This window comes from Kocuria himachalensis, from assembly GCF_054784195.1.
Genome location: NZ_BAAGPL010000020.1, coordinates 1 through 19,097, shown reverse-complemented (window position 1 = coordinate 19,097; position 19,097 = coordinate 1). Strand labels below are relative to the sequence as shown.

Annotated in this window: 23 protein-coding genes and 1 pseudogene; 12 read left to right on the top strand and 12 right to left on the bottom strand. The window is 74.4% G+C overall.

Annotated elements, in window-relative coordinates; genetic code table 11:
• The first annotated feature begins 289 nt into the window (after positions 1–289).
• From ACYVM4_RS15355 to ACYVM4_RS15335, 5 genes are all read left to right on the top strand, one after another.
• A complete protein-coding gene (locus ACYVM4_RS15355; RefSeq protein ID WP_460669093.1) occupies positions 290–880 on the top strand; it encodes an alternate-type signal peptide domain-containing protein in 591 nt (196 codons plus the stop codon).
• Positions 881–980: 100 nt separating this feature from the next.
• Positions 981–1,565: a hypothetical protein gene (locus ACYVM4_RS15350; protein ID WP_368820941.1), complete on the top strand. Its 585-nt coding sequence runs from the start codon at positions 981–983 to the stop codon at positions 1,563–1,565.
• A gap of 17 nt (positions 1,566–1,582) precedes the next feature.
• The gene (locus tag ACYVM4_RS15345) at positions 1,583–2,563 is read left to right on the top strand and encodes a hypothetical protein (protein WP_368820942.1); all 981 of its coding nucleotides are present in this window, start codon (positions 1,583–1,585) and stop codon (positions 2,561–2,563) included.
• Entirely contained in the window at positions 2,560–3,213 is a 654-nt protein-coding gene (locus ACYVM4_RS15340) for a signal peptidase I (RefSeq protein ID WP_460669092.1), read from the top strand. The genes ACYVM4_RS15345 and ACYVM4_RS15340 overlap by 4 nt, the downstream gene beginning before the upstream one ends.
• A gap of 123 nt (positions 3,214–3,336) precedes the next feature.
• Positions 3,337–4,089 (top strand): PIG-L deacetylase family protein, encoded by a 753-nt coding sequence (locus ACYVM4_RS15335; protein WP_460669091.1) that lies wholly within the window; start codon positions 3,337–3,339, stop codon positions 4,087–4,089.
• Between the two features lie 25 nt (positions 4,090–4,114).
• Here the strand turns inward: ACYVM4_RS15335 and ACYVM4_RS15330 are convergent, their stop codons facing one another.
• The 4 genes from ACYVM4_RS15330 to ACYVM4_RS15315 all read right to left on the bottom strand — a co-directional run bounded on the left by ACYVM4_RS15330 (position 4,115) and on the right by ACYVM4_RS15315 (position 8,076).
• Entirely contained in the window at positions 4,115–5,329 is a 1,215-nt protein-coding gene (locus ACYVM4_RS15330) for an MFS transporter (RefSeq protein ID WP_460669090.1), read from the bottom strand.
• A complete protein-coding gene (locus tag ACYVM4_RS15325) occupies positions 5,322–6,605 on the bottom strand; it encodes a glycosyltransferase 87 family protein (RefSeq protein ID WP_460669089.1) in 1,284 nt (427 codons plus the stop codon). The genes ACYVM4_RS15330 and ACYVM4_RS15325 overlap by 8 nt, the downstream gene beginning before the upstream one ends.
• Before the next feature lie 143 nt (positions 6,606–6,748).
• Positions 6,749–7,090 carry a hypothetical protein gene (locus ACYVM4_RS15320; protein ID WP_460669088.1) on the bottom strand — a complete coding sequence of 114 codons (342 nt, stop codon included), beginning with the start codon at positions 7,088–7,090 and terminating at the stop codon, positions 6,749–6,751.
• A gap of 176 nt (positions 7,091–7,266) precedes the next feature.
• A complete protein-coding gene (locus ACYVM4_RS15315) occupies positions 7,267–8,076 on the bottom strand; it encodes an SDR family oxidoreductase (protein WP_460669087.1) in 810 nt (269 codons plus the stop codon).
• A gap of 181 nt (positions 8,077–8,257) precedes the next feature.
• Between ACYVM4_RS15315 and ACYVM4_RS15310 the strand changes: the two genes are divergently transcribed.
• Positions 8,258–8,929, top strand: a complete 672-nt coding sequence (locus tag ACYVM4_RS15310) for a hypothetical protein (protein WP_460669086.1) — start codon at positions 8,258–8,260, stop codon at positions 8,927–8,929.
• 12 nt (positions 8,930–8,941) lie between these two features.
• On the opposite strand, the gene ACYVM4_RS15305 is transcribed toward ACYVM4_RS15310, so the two are convergent.
• The gene (locus ACYVM4_RS15305; RefSeq protein ID WP_368820950.1) at positions 8,942–9,871 is read right to left on the bottom strand and encodes an NADP-dependent oxidoreductase; all 930 of its coding nucleotides are present in this window, start codon (positions 9,869–9,871) and stop codon (positions 8,942–8,944) included.
• Positions 9,872–10,044: 173 nt separating this feature from the next.
• Between ACYVM4_RS15305 and ACYVM4_RS15300 the strand changes: the two genes are divergently transcribed.
• Complete coding sequence (locus ACYVM4_RS15300) at positions 10,045–10,467, top strand: VOC family protein (RefSeq protein ID WP_368820951.1); 423 nt, start codon at positions 10,045–10,047, stop codon at positions 10,465–10,467.
• Positions 10,468–10,535: 68 nt separating this feature from the next.
• Here the strand turns inward: ACYVM4_RS15300 and ACYVM4_RS15295 are convergent, their stop codons facing one another.
• From ACYVM4_RS15295 to moaC, 5 genes are all read right to left on the bottom strand, one after another.
• On the bottom strand, positions 10,536–10,994 hold the full coding sequence (locus tag ACYVM4_RS15295; protein ID WP_460669085.1) for an SRPBCC family protein: 459 nt from the start codon (positions 10,992–10,994) through the stop codon (positions 10,536–10,538).
• Between the two features lie 121 nt (positions 10,995–11,115).
• A complete protein-coding gene (gene moeB, locus ACYVM4_RS15290) occupies positions 11,116–12,294 on the bottom strand; it encodes a molybdopterin-synthase adenylyltransferase MoeB (protein ID WP_460669084.1) in 1,179 nt (392 codons plus the stop codon).
• A 5-nt stretch (positions 12,295–12,299) separates the two neighbouring features.
• Entirely contained in the window at positions 12,300–12,752 is a 453-nt protein-coding gene (locus ACYVM4_RS15285; protein ID WP_368820954.1) for a molybdenum cofactor biosynthesis protein MoaE, read from the bottom strand.
• Positions 12,749–13,288 carry a MogA/MoaB family molybdenum cofactor biosynthesis protein gene (locus ACYVM4_RS15280; protein WP_368820955.1) on the bottom strand — a complete coding sequence of 180 codons (540 nt, stop codon included), beginning with the start codon at positions 13,286–13,288 and terminating at the stop codon, positions 12,749–12,751. Before ACYVM4_RS15280 ends, ACYVM4_RS15285 begins: the two co-directional genes overlap by 4 nt.
• Positions 13,285–13,782: a cyclic pyranopterin monophosphate synthase MoaC gene (gene moaC, locus ACYVM4_RS15275; protein WP_368820956.1), complete on the bottom strand. Its 498-nt coding sequence runs from the start codon at positions 13,780–13,782 to the stop codon at positions 13,285–13,287. The genes ACYVM4_RS15280 and moaC overlap by 4 nt, the downstream gene beginning before the upstream one ends.
• Positions 13,783–13,950: 168 nt before the next feature.
• Between moaC and ACYVM4_RS15270 the strand changes: the two genes are divergently transcribed.
• The 3 genes from ACYVM4_RS15270 (at position 13,951) to ACYVM4_RS15260 (ending at position 16,636) form a co-directional block, all read left to right on the top strand.
• Positions 13,951–15,159 carry a globin domain-containing protein gene (locus ACYVM4_RS15270; RefSeq protein WP_460669083.1) on the top strand — a complete coding sequence of 403 codons (1,209 nt, stop codon included), beginning with the start codon at positions 13,951–13,953 and terminating at the stop codon, positions 15,157–15,159.
• Between the two features lie 62 nt (positions 15,160–15,221).
• Positions 15,222–15,704, top strand: coding sequence for a pyridoxamine 5'-phosphate oxidase family protein (locus ACYVM4_RS15265; RefSeq protein ID WP_460669082.1), 483 nt, complete (start codon positions 15,222–15,224; stop codon positions 15,702–15,704).
• Positions 15,705–15,778: 74 nt separating this feature from the next.
• A complete protein-coding gene (locus tag ACYVM4_RS15260; RefSeq protein WP_460669081.1) occupies positions 15,779–16,636 on the top strand; it encodes an alpha/beta fold hydrolase in 858 nt (285 codons plus the stop codon).
• Positions 16,637–16,640: 4 nt separating this feature from the next.
• On the opposite strand, the gene ACYVM4_RS15255 is transcribed toward ACYVM4_RS15260, so the two are convergent.
• Positions 16,641–17,027, bottom strand: coding sequence for a hypothetical protein (locus tag ACYVM4_RS15255; protein ID WP_460669080.1), 387 nt, complete (start codon positions 17,025–17,027; stop codon positions 16,641–16,643).
• A gap of 194 nt (positions 17,028–17,221) precedes the next feature.
• Positions 17,222–18,454, bottom strand: coding sequence for a molybdopterin molybdotransferase MoeA (locus tag ACYVM4_RS15250; RefSeq protein ID WP_460669079.1), 1,233 nt, complete (start codon positions 18,452–18,454; stop codon positions 17,222–17,224).
• Between the two features lie 49 nt (positions 18,455–18,503).
• Here ACYVM4_RS15250 and ACYVM4_RS15245 point away from each other — a divergent pair, with 49 nt between their 5' ends.
• Both ACYVM4_RS15245 and ACYVM4_RS15240 read left to right on the top strand, forming a co-directional pair.
• Positions 18,504–18,833 carry a biopolymer transporter Tol gene (locus tag ACYVM4_RS15245; protein ID WP_368820962.1) on the top strand — a complete coding sequence of 110 codons (330 nt, stop codon included), beginning with the start codon at positions 18,504–18,506 and terminating at the stop codon, positions 18,831–18,833.
• 112 nt (positions 18,834–18,945) lie between these two features.
• Positions 18,946–19,097: pseudogene (locus ACYVM4_RS15240) on the top strand (GTP 3',8-cyclase MoaA); the annotation flags it as partial.

Genomic DNA, 19,097 nt, shown 5'->3' with positions numbered 1-19,097 from the left:
TGAAGTGGGGACAGGGCAGATCTGTTCTTATGCATAGACTTTTGTCTAGGGTTGACGTGTCAAGGGAATTCGGCGGCAGGGCTGCCGGCGGATTCCCCGGGCGATCCACTGCGGTACCACGGGCCGGCGCGCCGAGGCGCGGCCGTCGCAGCGGGTCCTCCGTCCCCCGTGATCCGGGGGGACGGGCGGCCCGCCGCCTCCGCGGACACCCACCGGATGCCCGGCACGACACGCGCACCGATCCCGCGCGTCCTCTCCTCTCACCCCTCTCTCGCTCGAAGGCGGAACCATGAACACTGCATCGCAGACCCCCCTGTCCGAGTCCCCCGTGCAGGGCGGCAAGAACCGGCGCGCCGGCAAGGCCGTCCTGGCCGGCGCCGTGGCCGTGGGCCTCCTCGCCGCCGGCGGCGGCACCTTCTCGAAGTGGTCCGAGGAGAAGGCCATCGCCTCGCAGGACATCATCACGGCCGGCGAGCTCTCCATGGCGAACACCACCGCCTCGTGGAAGGACGGCGCCGGGAACACGATCCGGCCGGCCAACTACCAGATCGTCCCCGGCGACACCATCGAACTCCACGCCTCCACCACGGTGATCGCGAAGGGCGACAACCTGGAGGGGACCCTGGAGCTGCAGCTTCCGGCACAGCTGCAGCAGGAGATCGACGCTCTCGAACGGGCCGGCTACGTGTCCTACGACGTCACCCTGACCAGTGGCGACAAGTCGGCCGAGGACTCTTACCCGATCACCGCGGAGGACAACGGGGACGTCGTGACGGCCGTCGCCACGTTCACCTGGCACGCGGACAGGACCACCGGCAGCGACGGCGAGAACGTGTCCAAGTCGCTGAGCGGCACCAAGCTCGTCCTCGCCCAGCAGTGACCGCCCGGGGCCGACCGGCCCCGGAGGACCCCGGTGCGGCGGCGACGCCGCACCGGGGCGCTCCGCCCCTCTCACCCCGTCTCATCCCCCAGAGGCTCCCATGACGCGCACTCCCCGCCCCTCGACCGCCGGCCGCGCCCTCGCCGCCGCCGCGGCCTCGCTCCTGGCCCTGACGCTGCTCGGCAACGGTCTCGGGACGGCCGCCCGCTGGTCCGACACGGCACCGCTCGAGACGCGGGCCGTCAGCACCGGCGCCCTCGACGTGGCGCTGGAGCCCGCGCGGGCGACCCTCCACCACACCGACCTCGATCCCGCGACCGGCGCCGTCCGGCGCGAGAGCACCGACCTCGCCGGAGCGGCGGACGCCCTGTCCGCGCTGGCCCCCGGCGACACCCTCGTCGTCACGACCCGCGCGGTCCTCGACGTCGAGGGCACGAACCTCACCGCGGCCCTCACGGTCGACCCCGGCGTGCCGGCCGGCAGCGCGGTCGTCCCCCGCATGGAGCTGGTGCCGGTCTCCGGCGCGCTGCCGCTGTCCCCCGGCCCGTCCTCCTGGGCCGTGACCGCGGCCCACGACGGCGGCGCCTACGACGTCACCGTCTCCTACGAGGTCTCCCCGGACCCCTCCGCCCAGGGCAGGACCGTCGAGCCGGGCCCCCTCACGGTCGCCCTCACCCAGAACTGATCCCCCCAGGAGTTCCCTTGAGCCAGTTCCGCACCCCCATGGCCTACGTGCTCGGCGTCCTCGTCCTGCTGGCCGTCATCGTCCTCACGACCCCGAACGGCGGGACCCACGCACGCTGGTCCGCCACCGGTCAGGCGCACGTGCCCGCCATGACCACGGGCCGGGTCGGATTCGAGGTCGGCGGCGTCGAGAGCTCGGCGACCCTGACCAACACCTCTGGGTTCGGTGTCCGGTACCGGCCGCTCCACGTCTCCCTGGTCGACTCCGCCGGGGGGTCCGTGGCGCCGCCGGAGGGCATGCGCTTCGCCTACCGCACCGGCGCGGACTGCGGCGCCGCACCGTCCCCGGCGCGGTGGACCGCCGTCGCGCCGGGCGGGACCGCCCCGGTGGCCGTCCTCGGGGAGACCCGGGCGCCCCTGGAACGGGACCGGCCCGCGAGGATGTGCCTGGCCGTCTCGACCGACGCCGTGGCCCAGGACGCGCTGCGCCCGCTGGACGGGCAGGTGCTGCAGGTCGTCACGGAGGTGGAGGCCGTCTCCCTCGGGGACGGCACCTGGTCGGCGACCCGCTCCTGGACGGTGCCGTTCAGGGTGGAGCTGCCGCCCGTGGAGCAACCGCCCGTGACCGCTCCTGTCCTCCCGGTGGTGCAGGACGCCGCGCAGTGCGGTGCGGACAACGGCGCCGCACTGCTCCGGTGGTCCTGGGACGGCGGCCCCGGCGTCCCGGCCGTCACGGAGTGGCAGGTCCGCGTGCGGCCCGTGGGCACCACGGGGGCATCCACGCTGGTGAAGGCCGTGCCAACGTCCACCGCACGGGAGGCCCGGATCACTGCCGCCGAGCTCCTGGGCGCGAACCATTCGTCCAGCCGGGACTACCAGGTCCTCATCCGTGCCGTGTTCGCCGACGAAGGCACCACCCCCGTGGACAGCATCTATGCGTGGACGATCAAGGCCCCCGGCAAGAGCGGCCACATCAACTGTGAAGGACTCCCGTCATGACCACCGTGCTCCGCAGGACCCTCCACCCGATGCTCGTGCTCGCACTGGCCGCGGTGGCCGCGCTGCTGCTCGCCGTCGTCGTCGTCCCGCTCGCGCTGGGCTGGGTGCCTCTGACGGTGCTCTCCGGTTCGATGGAGCCGACCGTCCCGACCGGCAGCCAGGTCGTCGTCGCGCCCCTCGAGGGCGAGGACGACGCCGCGGGGTTGAGCACCGGGGACGTCGTGACGTTCATGCCCCGTCCGGACGACCCGACCCTCGTGACCCACCGGATCGTGGGCGTCGCGGTCGACGGCGAGGGGCGGCGCAGCTTCACGACGCAGGGCGACGCCAACGCCGCCGCGGACGCGGACGCGGTCACCGCCGTCCAGCTGCGCGGCCTGGTCAAGTACCACGTGCCCTGGGCCGGCTACGCCGCCACGCTCCTGGACGCTGAGCAGAAGCGCGGCGGTGTCGTGCTGGTCGCCGCGGCCCTGTTCGGCTACGCGCTGTGGCAGCTCGTGGGCGCGGTCCGGGACCGCGGCCGGCCCACGGACGAGGTCACGGACGGGATCACGGACGGGACCACCGACGAGGACGCGGAGCCGGTGTTCCCGGGCGAGGCGCGGACGGAGACGCTCCCGGTCGTGGCCTCCGCCGCCCCCGGCCGCTGAGCCGCTCCACCACCGCTGCGGAGCCTGCTCGTCCTCCCGGCCCGGCGACATCGGCCCGACGGCCCCGCGACATCGGCGTGGCCGTCGTTGCCGGGACCCGGGGTCGGGTCCATGATGGGGTCCATGACTGAGACTCCGCTCACGCACGTCGACGAGAACTGGCAGCGCGCCCTCGTGGTGGTCGCGCACCCGGACGACATGGAGTTCGGCGCCGCCGCGGCCGTGGCCCGCTGGACCGGACAGGGCAAGGACGTGGTCTACTGCCTCGTCACCAGCGGGGAGGCCGGCATCGACGGACTCGAGCCGCAGCAGTGTGGCCCGCTGCGGGAGGCGGAGCAGCGGGAGTCGTGCCGGATCGTGGGCGTGGCGCAGGTGGAGTTCCTGCACCTGCCGGACGGGGTGCTCGAGTACGGGGTGGCGCTGCGACGGCGGCTCGCGGAGGTGGTCCGCCGGCACCGCCCGGACGTGGTGATCACCAACAACTTCCGCGACACCTGGGACAACGCCACCAACCTCAACCAGGCGGACCACATCGCCACGGGCCGGGCCACCCTGGACGCCGTGCGGGACGCCGGCAACCGGTGGATCTTCCCGGAGCAGCTCGAGGCGGGCCTGCAGCCGTGGCCCGACGTGCTGGCGGTCTGGGCGGCGGCCTCGCCCGACGCCCGGCACGCGGCGGACGTCACGGAGACCTTCGACGCCGGCGTGGAGTCCCTGCGCGCCCACCGCGCCTACCTCGAGGGCCTCGGCTGGACCGACTTCGACCCGGACGCCTTCCTGCGGGGCAACGCCGCCGCCGTCGGCGAGCGGCTCGGGGTGCCGCTCGCGAGCTCCTTCGAGGTGCTCCCCCTGCAGTGGGGCGGCACCGAGGACTGAGCCTCCTCCCCCGGGCGGGGAGCGCTCAGGCGGGCTCGGGCGCCCGCAGGACCAGGAGCACTAGGAGCACGGCGAGGACCACGAGGGCCGCCACGAAACCCACCGCCCCCGCCCATCCGGTGGCCGTGTAGAAGACACCGCCGGCCGTGCCCAGCACGGACGAACCGGCGTAGTAGAAGAGCGTGTAGAGGGACGAGGCCTGCGCCTTGCCGGTGCGGGAGCGCACCGGCACCCACCCGGAGGCCACCGCGTGCGCGGCGAAGAAGCCGGCGGTGAAGAGCAGCAGGCCCACCACGATCACGGGGATCGACGGGATGAGCGTGGCCAGCAGCCCGGCGAGCATGACGATCCCGCTGCTCGCCAGCACCACCCGGCGCCCGTGGGCCGCCGCGATCCGCCCGGCGGTCCCGGAGGACCAGGTGCCCGAGAGGTAGGCGAGGAACAGGAGGCTCACCACGGTCTGGGACACCCCGAACGGCTCCTCGCCGAGGTGGAAACCCAGGTAGTTGTAGATCGCCACGAACCCGCCCATGAGCAGGAAGCCCTGCAGGTAGAGCACCCACAGACCGGGGTCCGCGAGATTGGCGCGCAGCCGCCCCAGCAGGCCGGCCGGCCCGGCGAGCCGGACGGTCTGGCGCACGAACCCGCGCTGGCGCGGGGCGATCAGCACGAAGACCACGGCCGCGAGCGCGGCGAGCACGCTCACGGTGATCGTGCCGGTCCGCCAGCCGAACGCGTCGCCCACGGGAGCGGCGATGATGCGCCCGGCGAGACCGCCCAGACTGGTGCCCGCCACGTAGGTGCCGGCGGCCACGGCGGCGTGCCGGCGGTCGAGCTCCTCCGCGAGGTAGGCCATGGCCACGGCGGGGATCCCGCCCAGGGCGACGCCCTCCGCGAAGCGCAGCGCCACCACGGCCTCGAAGCTCGGCGCCAGGGGCATGACGAGCCCCAGGGCCGTGGCGGACCCGACGGCCATCACCATGGTCCGCAGCCGGCCCCACCGGTCGGAGACCACGGACCACGGCAAAACGCCCACGGCGAGGCCGAAGGTCGCCGCGGAGACGCCCAGGGACGCCTCCGCGGCGTCGATCCCGAGGTCCGTGGCCATGAGCGGCAGCACGCCCTGCACGGAGTAGAGCTGCGCGAACGTCGCCACGCCGGCGCACAGCAGGGCCAGCAGCACCCGGCGATAGCCCCGGCTGCCGCGGTCGTAGCCGGTCCAGGCGCCGGGCTCAGGCAAGACCCGCGCCGCCTGCGTCCCGGGTCCCGGCCCGCAGCCCGGTGCCCGTCCACAGGGCCAGGAGCAGGAACAGCGCGAGATAGGACAGCGCGGCCACGAGGTCGATGGCCGGCCCGGGGACCCCCAGGGGCCGCAGCCACGCGTCCCAGCGGATCGGCCCCACGTACAGGCCCACGAGGGCGACCCCGCCCAGCACCAGGGCGAGCCGGCGCGGGCCGTCCCGGAGGAACGCCGGCCACGCCTCGACCCACAGCGCCGTGAGCACGAGGCCCCACCACAGGTGGTGGTGGGACCAGGTGACCGGGGACATGTAGAGCATGACGAGGGCGCTGACCGCCACCACGGAGAGGGTCATCCCGCGGGCGGCCAGGACCCGGATCAGCAGCGCGACGCCGACGACCATGGCGAGGACCAGGGCCCAGCGCAGCAGGGGTTCCACCTCCCCGGGGACGCCGAGATGGAGCAGCACCCCCTGCAGCGAGGTGTTGTCGACGTACGCGGTGCTGCCGACGCGTTCGTCGCTGACCACGTCCTCGGTCCAGAACACGACCGCGTCCCGCGGCAGCGCCAGGAAGCCGATCAGCACGGTCGCGGCGAACGTGAGGCCCATCGTGAGGATCGGCTGCAGCTGCCCGCGCACGAGGAACCCCAGCCCGAACGCCAGGGGCGTCAGCTTGATGCCGGCGGCCAGCCCGATCCAGAACCCGCGGGGGACCCTGCCCAGGAGGGTGTCGTCGCGGGTGCGCAGCAGGTCGTAGAGCACGAGGGCGAGGAGCAGCGCGTTGATCTGCCCGAGACCCACGTTGCGCATCCAGGGTCCCGACCACAGCAGCACGGCGGTGCCCGCGGCCACGGCGGTGGCCGGGCCCAGCAGGGCCTGCAGGGGCAGCGGCCGGCCGCGGGCGGCGGCGTAGCGCAGGAGCACGGCCGAGAGGACCGCGGCGAGGCCGATCGTGGTGAGCCCCAGGGCGAGCTCGGTGAGCCACTCGGGCAGGTAGGCGAGCGGCACGAACAGCAGCGCCGCGAACAGCGGGTAGGTGAACGGCAGTCCGCCGTCGTCGTGCGGGCTGAGCCCGGGCCCGTAGAGCTCGTCGTCGAACCCGTGCCGGTCCACCACGGCCATGCCGCCGAGCCGGTAGACGTCCAGGTCGGTGCTGCCGTCGAGGACCAGCCAGACCGACCGCAGCAGCACGCCCACCAGCAGCAGCCACGCCAGTCCGGTCAGCGCCGTCGAGCGTCCGGTGCGGGACGCGGCTGCGGTGGACGCAACGCTCACCAGGGCCTCAGTTCTCGGGTCGGTGCGGGCAGGAGCAGACGCAGGCTGCGGCCCCCACTCTAAGCCCGCCCGGCACCGTCCCGGTCCGTGGGCCCCTCAGGCGCGGGGTCGACCGGCGGCCCCGGTCATCCGCCCCAGCCCGGTCATCCGCCCCACCCCGAGGCCTCCAGGTGGCGCACGACGGATGGCTCGGCGGGCCGGTGGGCGGGCAGGGCGTCGGGGACCAGCAGTTCCACCGGGCTGCATCCCTCCAGGGACTCGTCGTGGTCCATCGCCCAGCGCAGCAGGTCCACCGCGATCGCCTCGACATGACCCGCGGCGGTGAGATCGACGCTGACGGTCACCGGGGGGATCAGCGTCCGGGCCCGGCGCACCAGCGGATACAGGACGTGCTGATTGGCCTCGGTCAGGCACCCGGTGACGACCAGGCGCAGGTAGGCGCCGTCCAGGTCGACCTGGACGAGCACGGAGAGCTTGTGGTCCACGAGAGCATCCTTCGTCGCATGCCATCAGTTGCACGGCCGTCTGCTCGACCTCCGTCCAGAGTAGATATCTCCTTCCGGCTCAGCCACTGACGAGTGCGTTTTCCGGCCTGCCGCGGGGTGAACCGGCCCAGCCGATCGTGCCCCTGCACCGAGGAGCGGGGCGGCGCGGGAACGGGCTAGCCCTTCCGCCACTCGTCGCTCGTCAGGTGGGAGCCCGCCTGCGGCCCCATCTGCACCATGCCGCCGTCCACGACCCAGGACGCTCCGGTGACGTAGGCGGAGGCCGGGGACGCGAGGAACGCGATGACCGAGGCGACCTCGCGGGCGTCCCCGGGCCGGCCCAGCGGCACGCCGGGACGGTGGGTGGCCCGCGGGTTCTCGTCCTCCTGCCCCGTCATGGGGGTGGCGATCTCCCCCGGCGCCACCGAGTTCGCGGTGATCCCGTGCTCCCCCAGCTCGAGCGCGATGGTCTTCACGAGCCCGCCGAGGCCGTGCTTCGCGGCGTCGTAGGCGCTCGAGCCGACCCGTGGCACGTGCTCGTGGACGCTCGTGACGGCGATCAGCCGGCCGCCCCGGCCTGCGGCCACCATCTGCCGCGCCGCCGCCTGGAGGCACAGGAACGCGCCGTCGAGATCGGTGGCCAGCACCTTGCGCCACGTGCCCAGGGACGTCTCCAGGAACGGGACGTTCGCCCCCGTGCCCGAGTTGTTCACGAACACGTCCAGCCCGCCGAGCTCTTCCACGAGGCCGTCGACGACGGCGCCGCAGCTCTCCAGTTCCGTGGTGTCCAGCCGCGCCACCACCGCCCGGCGGCCGTAGGACCGGACCTCCTCCGCCGTCCGTTCGGCGCCCTCCTCGTCCCGGTGCCAGGTGATGCCCACGTCCATGCCCGCGGCCGCGAGCGCCACGGCGGTCGCGCGCCCGATGCCGGAGTCGGAGCCGGTCACCACGGCTGTGCGGGGACTGAAGTCGGAAGTGCTTCCCATGATCATGGCCTTTCCTCCGTGCCGTGCGCTGACCGCTGTGCGGAGCGGCCCGGAGGCATCAGCCTATTCCCGGCGGTGACGTGGCGCACACCCCGAGCTCGGCGACCGGAGCCATTGCGGACGGCGGCCGGGGAGAGGAAGATATTCAGCAAGCTGATGGTCCGCGACGGAGGAGAGCACCATGGCACACCAGGACCCGTCAGGATCGACCGTCCCGGAGGAGTCCCGGGAGCCCGGGGCGGGCCGCCCGGCCCCCTCCACCCCGCGGGGGCGGCGGCAGGAGGTGGTCGCCGCGGAGAAGCGGGAGTTCGGGGGCGTCAAGTTCGGCTCCGCGTTCTTCGGCTGGATGACCGCCACGGGCATCGCCGTGCTGCTCACCGCCCTGCTCGCCGCGATCGGCGCGGGCGTGGGTGTGGCGACCAGCACGGATCCGGGCGAGATCGCGGAACAGGTGGCGCAGGACGCCGGCACCGTGGGCCTCGTCAGCGGCATCGCCCTCGCCCTGGTCCTCTTCGTCGCCTACTTCGCCGGGGGCTACGTGGCCGGGCGCATGGCACGGTTCGACGGCGCCAAGCAGGGAGTGGCCGTGTGGATCTGGGCGATCCTCATCGCGATCGTCCTGGCGGTCCTGGGCGCGGTCGCGGGCGAGCAGTTCAACGTGCTGCGCGAGCTCAACAGCTTCCCCCGGATCCCGATCGGCGAGGGCACCCTGACCACGGGCGGCATCATCGCCCTGGTGATCGCCGTCCTGATCCCGCTGCTCGCGGCCATCCTCGGCGGCCTGGCCGGGATGCGCTTCCACCGGAAGGTGGACCAGGTCGGCATCGACCACCAGTACCGCTCGCACTTCTAGGACCCGTGCGGGTCAGAACTCGAGGACGAGCCGCCCCCGTACGCCCCCGGCCTCGAGCCGGCGGTGCGCCTCGGCGGCGTCCGCGGCGGGCAGGACGGCGGCCACGCGCAGGGAGAGCACCCCGTCCTCCACGTACCGGCGCAGCCGGTCCAGCTTCTCGCCCGAGTGGTACTCCTGGGGCACGCTGATCCGGTGCACGGTGATCCCCCGGCCCGGGTCCCCCGTCCAGCGCCGCACGGTCGCGAACCCGCCGCCGTCCCGGACGGCGGCGGCCGCCTTCTCGTTCAGCACGGCGGCGTCCACGAGGGCGTCGACGCCGTCGGGGAAGAACTCCCGGATCCGCTCGGCGACGTCGTCCCCGCGGGCCACCACGTGGTCGGCGCCGAGGCTGTCCACGAGTTCCAGATCCTGCTCCGCGGCGTCCGCGATCACGGTGAGGCCCTCGTGCTTGGCGAGCTCCACCACGTAGTTGCCCAGCGTCCCGGCGGCCCCGGTGACGGCCAGGGTCTGCTCGGGCTGCAGGTCCAGCACCTCGAGGACCTGCAGGGCCGTGAGCCCGTTCATGGGCAGCGTGGCGGCCGTGGCGAAGTCCGTGTCCGCCGGGAGGCGGGCGATCGAGTCGTCGGGGGCGACCAGGAGCTCCGCGTAGGCGCCTCCGTGCTCCCCGCGCGGCAGGGCGATGGCCATGACCGCCTCCCCCACGCGCCAGGCGCTGCCCTCCCCGACCTCGTCGACGACCCCGGCCGCGTCCATCCCCGGCACGTACGGCGGCCGCAGGTGCTCCACCGGCTGACCGCCGGCGCGCAGCAGGGTGTCCGTGGGGCTGACGGCGGCCGCCCTGACCCGGATCCGCACCTCTCCGGGGCCGGGGTGGGGGTCCGGCACCTCGTGGACGGCGAGGACCTCGGGCCCTCCGAACGACTCGACTCCGATGACTCGCATGCCCGTTCCAACCCCGGGGCGCCCGAACCCATTCCGACCCCGCACCGATGCCGTTCCGATGCCGTTCCGAGTCCGTCCTGACATGCGGGCGGGGATCCCGTCACACCGTTGCGGCCCCGCCCGTCCGGGGCCATGCTGAGGGCGGGTCCCGCCGCACCACGAAGGGGAGCACCATGGCACCGACAGACTTCATCACCCTTCCCGTCTCGGACCTGGAGAGGTCGAAACGGTTCTACTCCCGCCTCGGCTGGCCTCTGCACCCCGCGTTCGAGGGCACCGGCGCCGGGACCGTCGAGATCCGCGAGGACGAGCACGTCATGGTCCTGAGCGAGGACCGCCACCTGCGCCTGGTGGGTCCCGGCAGGCCCGGCACCCCGTCCGACGCCTCCGTCGTCAACGCGCTGTGCGTCGACTCCCCCGACGAGATCGACCCCATCGTGGACCGCGCCGTCCGCGCCGGCGGGACCGAGGGCGACTCCCAGGACTACGGCTTCCTGCGCTCGCGCTGCTTCCGGGACCCCGACGGCCATCAGTGGGAGATCCTGTGGGTCGATCCCGCGGCGGCCTCCGTCCGCGCCGCCCGCCGTCAGCAGTGACCACGGGCACGACGGAGCCCGGTCACCCCGGGTGACCGGGCTCCGTGCCGCCTCGGCGGCTCAGGCGCTCACTTCTCGGAGACGGCCGCCGCGAGCCGCTCGAGGGAGTGCTCCAGGGCGCCCTCCTCGAAGAGCGGGAAGGACACGGCCTTCCTGGCCTCCGGGCTCGCGTGCTCCCACGAGTAGGTCTCGGTGACCAGCGTGGCGCCGGGGCCCTGGGGCTCGAGCTCCCAGATCCACTCCCAGCCCTCGAGCTCCGCGCCCTGTGGCTTGGGCTTCCAGGCGAGGAGCTTGTTCTCGTCGTAGCCGGAGACGGTGTTCTCCATGACGTAGTCGCCGCCCATGTGCTCGCCGTTCATGTTCATCACGAACACCTGGCCGACCTTCTGGATGCGCTGGTCGTCGCCGGAGACGACCGTGCCGGAGCCGTCGATCTGCTGGTGGCGCGAGGGGAGGCTGAGGACGTCGAAGATGGCGTCTGCGGGGGCGTCGATGACCCGGCTGGCGGAAATGCTGTTCTCGGACATGGGCGGTTCCTTTCGTCGAAACGGTACGACCCCACCGTAGGCAGACGGGACCGGCCCGTGGCCAGGACTGTCCGCTCCGCGCGTAGTCTCGGAGGCGCACGGCAGCGGCCGCGCCGGTCGATCAGTAGGGCTGCTGGGACGGGTCCACCTGCTCGATCCACGCCAGCACCCCGCCCTCGAGGTGCGCGACGTCGGGGTGACCGGCGGCCCGCAGCAGGTGCAGGGCCCGCTCGGAGCGCGCCCCGGCCTTGCAGTGCAGCAGCACCCGGCGGCCCGGGGCGATCAGGGCGAGGGCCTCCCCGGACTCGAACTGGCCCAGCGGGACCAGCCGTGCGCCGGGGATCGCCGCGAGCCGGGCCTCGTAGGGCTCCCGGACGTCGACGAGCTCGAAGTCCGCGGCGCCGCGCTCCCGCGCCGCCAGCAGCTCCGCGAGCTCCGGAGCCGTCACCGTCGGCACGCTCCCCGGCACCGGGACGCTTCCCGGCGCCGAGCAGGCGGGAGCACCGTCGTCGGCCGCCGTCAGAGCCGTCACGGGCGGGCGGCCCGGCGCGGGCGACAGCGGGATCTCCCACCAGCGCGCCGAGAGGGCGTCGTAGGTGGCGACCCGGCCGAGCATCGTGGTGCCGATCCCGATGACCAGCTTGACGGCCTCGACCGCCATGGCGGTGCCCAGCAGGCCCGGCAGCACGCCGAGCACGCCGGCCTCGGCGCAGTTGGGCACCGTGCCCGGGGCCGGGGGCACGGGGTAGAGGTCGCGGTAGGTGGGTCCGTGCGCGCCCCAGAACACCGAGTACTGGCCGTCGAAGCGCAGGATCGAGCCCCACACGTGCGGAAGGCCCGCCAGCTCGCACGCGTCGGAGACGAGGTAGCGGGTCTCGAAGTTGTCCGTGCCGTCCAGCACGAGGTCGTAGCCGGCCAGCATCTCCTCCGCGCTGCCCGCGGTGAGCCGCTCGCGGTGCTCCACGACGCGCACCAGCGGGTTGAGGTCGGCGATCCGCGCGGCGGCCGAGGCGGTCTTGGGCGCGCCCAGCGTCGTCCCGCCGTGGATCACCTGGCGCTGCAGGTTGGAGGCGTCCACGACGTCGTCGTCGACGATCCCGAGGGTCCCGATGCCCGCGGCGGCGAGGTAGAGCAGAGCCGGGGAGCCGAGACCGCCCGCGCCCACGCACAGCACCCGGGCGTTCTTGAGCCGCCGCTGGCCCTCCTCGCCGATCTCGGGGACGGTCAGGTGGCGGGCGTAGCGGCGCAGCTCGGCGTCGGTGAGCTCCGCGGCGGGCTCGACGAGCGGGGGCAGGTCCACGGCGCTCAGGCGTCCAGTCCGACCCACTCGGTGGAGCCGTCCGCGAACCGCTGCTCCTTCCAGACGGGCACCTCGGTCTTGATCCTGTCCACGAGCGCGTCGCAGGCGGCGAACGCGAGCTTGCGGTGGGCGGCGGCCACGGCCGCCTCCAGGGCGGAGTCCCCGATCTCCAGGTGGCCGATCCGGTGGGCGGCCCAGATCCGCACCCCGGGGAACTCCTCGGCGACCCGGCGGGCCACGTCCTGGATGGCCCGGTCCGCGCCGGGGTGGCAGGTGTAGTCGAGGCTGGTGACGGGGCGGCCGCCGTCGTGGTCGCGGATGACCCCGCTGAACGACACCACGGCGCCGGTGCGCTCGTCCTGCACCGCCGCGACGGCCCGGGCGTGGTCAAGGGGCTCCTCGGTGACGAAGGCGCCGAGCACGGCGGTCTCCGCCCGGATGGGTCCGGGAGTGCTCATCGGTCGGTCTCCTCGTGGGGTCGGGGGTCGTGGTGGGGGCCGTCGTGCCCGCGGTCGCGGTGGCCCTCGAGCTGGTCGCAGACGTGGTCGAGGAGCGGCTCGAGCACCTTCAACCCGTCCCAGACCCCGCCGGTGGAGCCGGGGAGGTTGACCACGAACGTGGCGCCGCTGACCCCGGCGTGCCCGCGGCTGAGCACCGCCAGGGGCGTGGTCCTCCGGCCCTCCGCCCACAGTGCCTCCATGATGCCGGGCAGCTCGCGGTCCAGGAAGGGCCGGGTGACCTCGGGCGTGAGGTCGTCGGGAGCGAGTCCGGTCCCCCCGCTGGTCACGATCACCCGGGGACGGTCCTCGGGTGCCCGGACCACGAGCAGGCGCTCGAGCTCGGCGCGCACGTCCTCGCCGTCGGCCACCACGAACGGGCCCTCGACCTCGAAGCCGTGGGAGCCGAACCAGTCGGCGGCGATCCGCCCGCTGCGATCCTGGTAGACCCCGGCGGCGGCGCGGGTGGAGGCGACGATGACGGCGGCGCTCCTCACGCGGTGTCCCCGTCGGTCCGCGCCCAGTCCCCGGACTTGCCGCCGGACTTCGCGAGCACCCTGACCCGGTCGATCTCGGCGAGCTTGTCCACGGCCTTGATCATGTCGTAGAGCGTCAGGGCGGCCACCGACGCCGCGGTCAGCGCCTCCATCTCCACGCCGGTCACCCCCCGGGTCCGCACCGTCGCGGTGACCCGCACGCCGTCCGCCAGCCTCTCGAAGTCCACGGTCACCTTGCTGATCGGCAGGGGGTGGCACAGCGGGACGAGCTCCGGGGTCTTCTTGGCCGCCATGATCCCCGCCACCCGGGCCACCGGCAGGGCGTCCCCCTTGGGGAGGTCCGCGGCGAAGACCTGCTCGACGACGTCGGGGCGGGTGCGCAGCGTGGCCGTCGCGGTGGCCTCCCGGGTGGTCACGGCCTTGTCCGAGACGTCCACCATGTGCGCGGACCCGTCCGCCCGGACGTGCGTGAGGCTCTGCTGCTGCTCGGTCATGTCGGTTCGGTCCCCTTCGGATCTCCCGGTCGGTGCGTCCCTCCCATTCTGGCCCACCCGGGCCGTGCACCGCCGCGTCACGTCTGGTCCCGCGCCGGGGGCGGTGCTAGCTTGACGGAACGCGACCAGAGCGCCGCCGACGCAGCCGGCACTCGCGAAGGAGCCACCGTGCTGTCAGACACCTCGTACCCCGTCGTCAAGGCCACGCTGCCCGCGGTCGGGGAGAACATCCAGGAGATCGCCCGGCGCTTCTACGCGCACATGTTCGGCGAGCACCCTGAGCTGCTGGACGGGCTGTTCAACCGCGGCAACCAGGCGGACGGCCGTCAGCAGCAGGCACTGGCCGGCTCCGTGGCCGCCTTCGCCGGCTACCTGGTGAACAGGCCCACCGAGCTCCCGGACCACCTGCTCTCCCGCATCGCGCACAAGCACGTGTCCCTGGGGCTGCACCCGGACCAGTACCAGATCGTGCACGACAACCTCATGTGGGCCATCGTGGACGTCCTGGGCGACGCCGTGACCTCGGAGGTCGCCGCGGCCTGGGACGAGGTCTACTGGCTGATGGCCAACGTGCTCATCAACCAGGAGCGCGGCCTCTACGAGGCGGTCCGGCTGTCCCCCGAGACCGTGTGGCGGACCTGGCGGGTGGTGGAGAAGATCCCGGAGACGGAGGACGTCACGACCTTCGTGGTGGAGCGCGTCGACGAGCGGGAGGTGAAGCGGTCCCTGCCCGGCCAGTACGTGACCCTCCGGATGGAGATGCCCGACGGGGTGCAGCAGCCCCGGCAGTACAGCCTGACCCGCGCCGACGACGGCCAGCACCGGCGCTTCGCGGTGAAGCGGGTGCGCGGCAACGGCACCCCGCCCGGCGAGATGTCGACCCTCCTGCACGACACGGTGCAGGTGGGTGACGAGGTGTTGCTGTCGGTGCCCTCCGGCGACGTGGTCCTGGAGTACTCGGACCGGCCGCTGGTGCTGGCCAGCGCGGGCATCGGCGTCACGCCGATGGCGGGCATGCTCTCGCACCTGGTGAAGGACGGCTCCCAGCGCACGGTGAAGTTCCTGCACGCGGACGCCTCTCCGGAGACGTTCGCGCTGCGCGGGCAGATCGAGGAGGACCTCGCGGCCCTGGAGGACGGCTCCCTGAAGGCCTGGTTCGAGCAGCCCCGGGCGTCCGGCGAGCGCGCCGCGAACGAGTACGAGGGGTTCATGGACCTGCGCGCCGTCGAGCTGCCGCACGAAGCGCAGTACTACCTGTGCGGCCCCCTCCCCTTCATGCAGGCCGTGCGCAGCGCGCTCATCGCCCGCGGCCTCCCGCCCCGGGACATCCAGTACGAGGTGTTCGGCCCGGACCTGTGGCTCGCCGACTTCGAGTAGTCGGCCGAGCAGGCCCCACCAGCAGGACGCGGCCGCAGGCCGGGACCCCGACGGAGGACACGATGACGGAGGACACGATGACGGACACGCACGGCCGCGACGTGGAGGAGCTGGCGGTCAACAGGTGCTGGGAGCTGCTCCGGGACGCGGGCGTCGGCCGCCTCGCCGTGTGGGTGGAGGACCACCCGGACATCTTCCCGATCAACTTCGTGGTGGACCACGGGACCCTCGTCTTCCGCTCCGCCGAGGGGACGAAGCTCGCCGGGGCCCTGACCGACGTCCCGGTGGCGGTGGAGATCGACGGGTACGACGAGGCCGGCGCGAAGGCGTGGAGCGTGGTGCTCAAGGGCCGCGCCGAGCGCATCCAGCAGGTCCAGGAGCTGACGGAGACCCTCGACCTGCCGCTGTTCCCGTGGCAGGCGGGACGGAAGGGCGTCTTCGTCCGGGTCGTGCCGGCCCTCGTGACCGGCCGCCGGTTCCCCGTCACGGACCCGGGGGTGTGGCGCACCCCGTTGTCGGAGGCGCGGCGCGCCCCGGACGAGTGAACGCCGGGTCGACGCCGCTCCCCGGAGGGGCCTTCCGCCCGGACAGCGCCGGGAACCGGGACCAGCCTGGCCGGATGGACCGACCGACCCACCGCCCCGCCGGCGATCTGCGACTCGACCTCCGCGGCGACCTCCGCCTCGACGTGCGCGACGACGGGCCCCCGGACGGGGAGCCCGTGCTGCTGCTGCACGGCTTCCCGCAGGACGGCACGAGCTGGTCCCGGGTCGCGCCCGTGCTGCAGCGCGCCGGGCTGCGCACGCTCGTGCCCGACCAGCGGGGCTACGCCCCCGGGGCCAGGCCCCGGGGGCGCCGCGCCTACCGGCTCGAGCTGCTCGTCCAGGACGCCGTGGCGCTGCTGGACGCCGCCGGGCTGGAGCGGGCGCACGTCGTCGGCCACGACTGGGGCGGGATCGTGGCGTGGGCTCTCGCGGCCCACCGGCCGGAGCGGACGGCGTCCCTCACCGTGGCCTCGGTCCCGCACCCCCGGGCGCTCGCACGCTCCCTGACCCGCTCGCCGCAGGCACTGCGCTCGGCCTATGTCGGGGCCTTCCAGCTGCCCCGGCTCCCGGAGGCGCTGCTCGGCCCGCGCCTCGAGGACCTCCTGCGCCGCTCCGGCCTGCCCGCCGCGGAGGCCGCCCGCTACGCGGCCCGGATGCGGGAGCCCGGCGCGCTCACCGGGGCCCTGAACTGGTACCGCGCCCTGCCGCTGTCCCGGCTGCGCACCGGACCGGTCGACGTCCCGACCACGTACGCCTGGGGCACCCGGGACCTCGCCCTGGGCCGGCAGGCCGCGGAGCTCACGGCCGAGCACGTGCGGGGGCCCTACCGGTTCGTGGAGCTGGACGCCGGCCACTGGCTGCCGGAGACCCGGGCCGAGGAGCTGGCGGGACTGGTGCTCGAGCGCGTCGGCGGAGCCGCGACCGCCCCGTAGCGGCTCAGCCCCGCGGGGAGGGGTCCTCGGACGGCGCGCCTCCGCGCCGGCGCCGGGGGGTCCCCGCGATGCGCAGCGCCGCCTGCACCGCCAGCAGCGCGAACGCCGCGTAGTAGATCCACACGGAGGGGTAGAGCTGGGGGACGGTGCCGTTCCGGCCGACCAGGGTGAGCACGAACAGGACGGCCCCGGCCACGAGCAGCCCCAGGTGCGCCGTGCCGAAGGAGCCCCGCTCGCCGCGTCGGGCGAGGAAGAGCGCCAGGACGGCGAAGAAGATCGGGAACAGCATCTGGCCCACCACGGTGATGCCGTTCTGGTGGTACTCGTAGCGGCCGAGCGCCTGGATCACGGCGGTGGCGGCGAGGAGCAGCGGGGCGAGCAGGGACGTCATGGGGACCTGTTCTGTGCGATCGTCCGGGTGGGGCCGCAGACCAGTCTAACGAGGGGCGGCGACACCGCCGCCGCACGCCCGGGTCCGGCCGGAGGCGCCCCGCCCGGCAGCGGGGCAGGGCCGCAGCGGTCCGGTCGGGCTCCAGGTCGGTGGGGCACCAGGTCGGTGGGGCGGCGGATCAGCCGGGCAGCGGATCAGTCGAGCAGCAGCAGCTCCACCGGGGTCCCCGCCGGCAGCTCCGCCCCGCCCGCCGGCACGAGCGCGAGGGCGTTGGCCCGGGCCGCCGCGGCCAGCAGGTGGGAGCCCGCCCCGCCCGCCATCCGCACCGTGGCGCCGTCCCAGACGACCCGGCGCACCTGCGTCCTGCCGGGCAGCGGCCGGACGGCCTCCGCCAGAGGCCCCGTGCGGCGGGCCCGCGGCGCCGGGGCTCCCACGGTCTCGGTCAGGGCGGGACGGAGGAACATCTCGAAGGACACCAGGGTGCTGACGGGGTTGCCGGGCAGGCAGACGAAGGGCACGCCGCCGGACGTGGCGAGACCCTGCGGCCCGCCGGGCTGCATCGCGACGTGCACGAACTCGCCCTGGGGCTCCAGCACCTGCCGGACGACCTCGTAGGCGCCCTCGCTGACCCCGCCCGAGGAGACGAAGAAGTCGGGCCGCTGCCGCGCGTCCTCGGCCAGCCGTGCCGCGAAGGCGCCGGCGTCGTCGGAGACCAGGTGGGCGCCGAGCACCTCCACGCCCGCCTCCGCGAGCTGGGCGCACAGGATCGCCGCGTTCGCGTCGAAGATCTGGGCGGGGCCGCGCGGGGCGCCGGGCGCCACGACCTCGTCGCCCGTCGTGTAGAGCACGGCCCGGGGCCGGGCGCGCACGGTCAGCTCCGCGCAGCCCAGAGCGGCCGCGAGTCCGATCCGGGCGGGGGTGAGCCGCTGCCCCGCGACCAGCGCGGTCTCCCCCGCGACGACGTCCTCCCCCGCGCGGCGGACGAACCGCCCGGCCGGCTGGCCCGCCGGGAGCCGCAGGCGCGTCCCCGGCCTCGGGAAGCCCCCCGGCAGCGACTCCTCGACGGGCACCACCGCGTCCGCGCCGGGCGGCAGCGGCGCGCCGGTCATGACGGGGGCCGCCTCCCCGGGAGCCAGCGGGCCGGGGACGTGGCCGGCGGGCACGGGGGCGACGACGACGAACGGTGCGCGCCCGTCCTCCCCCGCCGCAACCCGGCTGTCGGCGGCACGGATCGCGAAGCCGTCCATCTGGGAGTTGTCGAAGGGCTGCAGGCTCAGGGGCGCCACCAGGTCCGCGGCCAGGACCCGGCCCGGCGCGGCCGCCAGGGGCACGGTCTCCGTCCGGGCGCGGCGGCCCCGCAGGGCGTCCGTGACCGCGCGGCGGTGCTCGTCGACGCTGCGGACCGGGTGCTGCGCGTGCCTGCTCATCCCTCCAGCGTAGGTGCCGGGACGGGCTCGTCCTGGCAGGATCGGAGCCATGACGCGACGGGATGTGGAGCACACGCCGGACGGCCGGTGGATCGTGGTGGACGGCCGGCGGTGGCGCCGCCAGGACCCCGGGCTGCCCACGGACGTGGCGGCCCGGCTGACGTCCCACCTGGGCCGGGCCCGCGCGGCCGTCCGCACGGTGCGGCGGGACGGCACGGACGAGGAGCTGCGGGCCGTGCGGGACCGGGTGGGGCTCGCGAAGCTGGGCCTGGGCGAGCGCGGCACGCCGTGGTGGGAGCAGTCGCCCGCCGAGCGCGAGGCCCGGTGGACGGGGGCCCTCGAGCGGCTGGACGCGCAGGCCCCGCCGGAGCCGGCATGACGCCGGGCGGCGCGCGTGGCATTTTCGGCATGCCGGTGACTGATTACACTGGGCGGACCATCCCGGCGCGCGGAACACCGTGCGAGCCGGACGCGACCACCGAGGCGGTGACATGAGCGTTTCCCTGGGTCTTCCGCGGATCCGTGGTGCGGGGCCGGGCCCCAGCGGTGCGCCCCGGGAGGCGGGACTGGCCGACCGGCACGGCCGCCGGGCCACCGATCTGCGCCTGTCGGTGATCGACAAGTGCAATCTGCGCTGCACCTA

Bases quoted from the DNA above. Each gene is read 5' to 3' on its own strand.
- ACYVM4_RS15310 (WP_460669086.1), top strand. From the start codon at position 8,258: ATGGCACACCAGGACCCGTCAGGATCGACCGTCCCGGAGGAGTCCCGG.
- ACYVM4_RS15300 (WP_368820951.1), top strand. From the start codon at position 10,045: ATGGCACCGACAGACTTCATCACCCTTCCCGTCTCGGACCTGGAGAGG.
- ACYVM4_RS15295 (WP_460669085.1), bottom strand. From the start codon at position 10,994: ATGTCCGAGAACAGCATTTCCGCCAGCCGGGTCATCGACGCCCCCGCA.
- ACYVM4_RS15255 (WP_460669080.1), bottom strand. From the start codon at position 17,027: ATGACGTCCCTGCTCGCCCCGCTGCTCCTCGCCGCCACCGCCGTGATC.
- ACYVM4_RS15260 (WP_460669081.1), top strand. From the start codon at position 15,779: ATGGACCGACCGACCCACCGCCCCGCCGGCGATCTGCGACTCGACCTC.
- ACYVM4_RS15250 (WP_460669079.1), bottom strand. From the start codon at position 18,454: ATGAGCAGGCACGCGCAGCACCCGGTCCGCAGCGTCGACGAGCACCGC.
- ACYVM4_RS15340 (WP_460669092.1), top strand. From the start codon at position 2,560: ATGACCACCGTGCTCCGCAGGACCCTCCACCCGATGCTCGTGCTCGCA.
- ACYVM4_RS15265 (WP_460669082.1), top strand. From the start codon at position 15,222: ATGACGGAGGACACGATGACGGACACGCACGGCCGCGACGTGGAGGAG.
- ACYVM4_RS15315 (WP_460669087.1), bottom strand. From the start codon at position 8,076: ATGGGAAGCACTTCCGACTTCAGTCCCCGCACAGCCGTGGTGACCGGC.
- ACYVM4_RS15335 (WP_460669091.1), top strand. From the start codon at position 3,337: ATGACTGAGACTCCGCTCACGCACGTCGACGAGAACTGGCAGCGCGCC.
- moaC (WP_368820956.1), bottom strand. From the start codon at position 13,782: ATGACCGAGCAGCAGCAGAGCCTCACGCACGTCCGGGCGGACGGGTCC.
- ACYVM4_RS15245 (WP_368820962.1), top strand. From the start codon at position 18,504: ATGACGCGACGGGATGTGGAGCACACGCCGGACGGCCGGTGGATCGTG.
- ACYVM4_RS15305 (WP_368820950.1), bottom strand. From the start codon at position 9,871: ATGCGAGTCATCGGAGTCGAGTCGTTCGGAGGGCCCGAGGTCCTCGCC.
- ACYVM4_RS15355 (WP_460669093.1), top strand. From the start codon at position 290: ATGAACACTGCATCGCAGACCCCCCTGTCCGAGTCCCCCGTGCAGGGC.
- ACYVM4_RS15285 (WP_368820954.1), bottom strand. From the start codon at position 12,752: ATGAGCACTCCCGGACCCATCCGGGCGGAGACCGCCGTGCTCGGCGCC.
- ACYVM4_RS15350 (WP_368820941.1), top strand. From the start codon at position 981: ATGACGCGCACTCCCCGCCCCTCGACCGCCGGCCGCGCCCTCGCCGCC.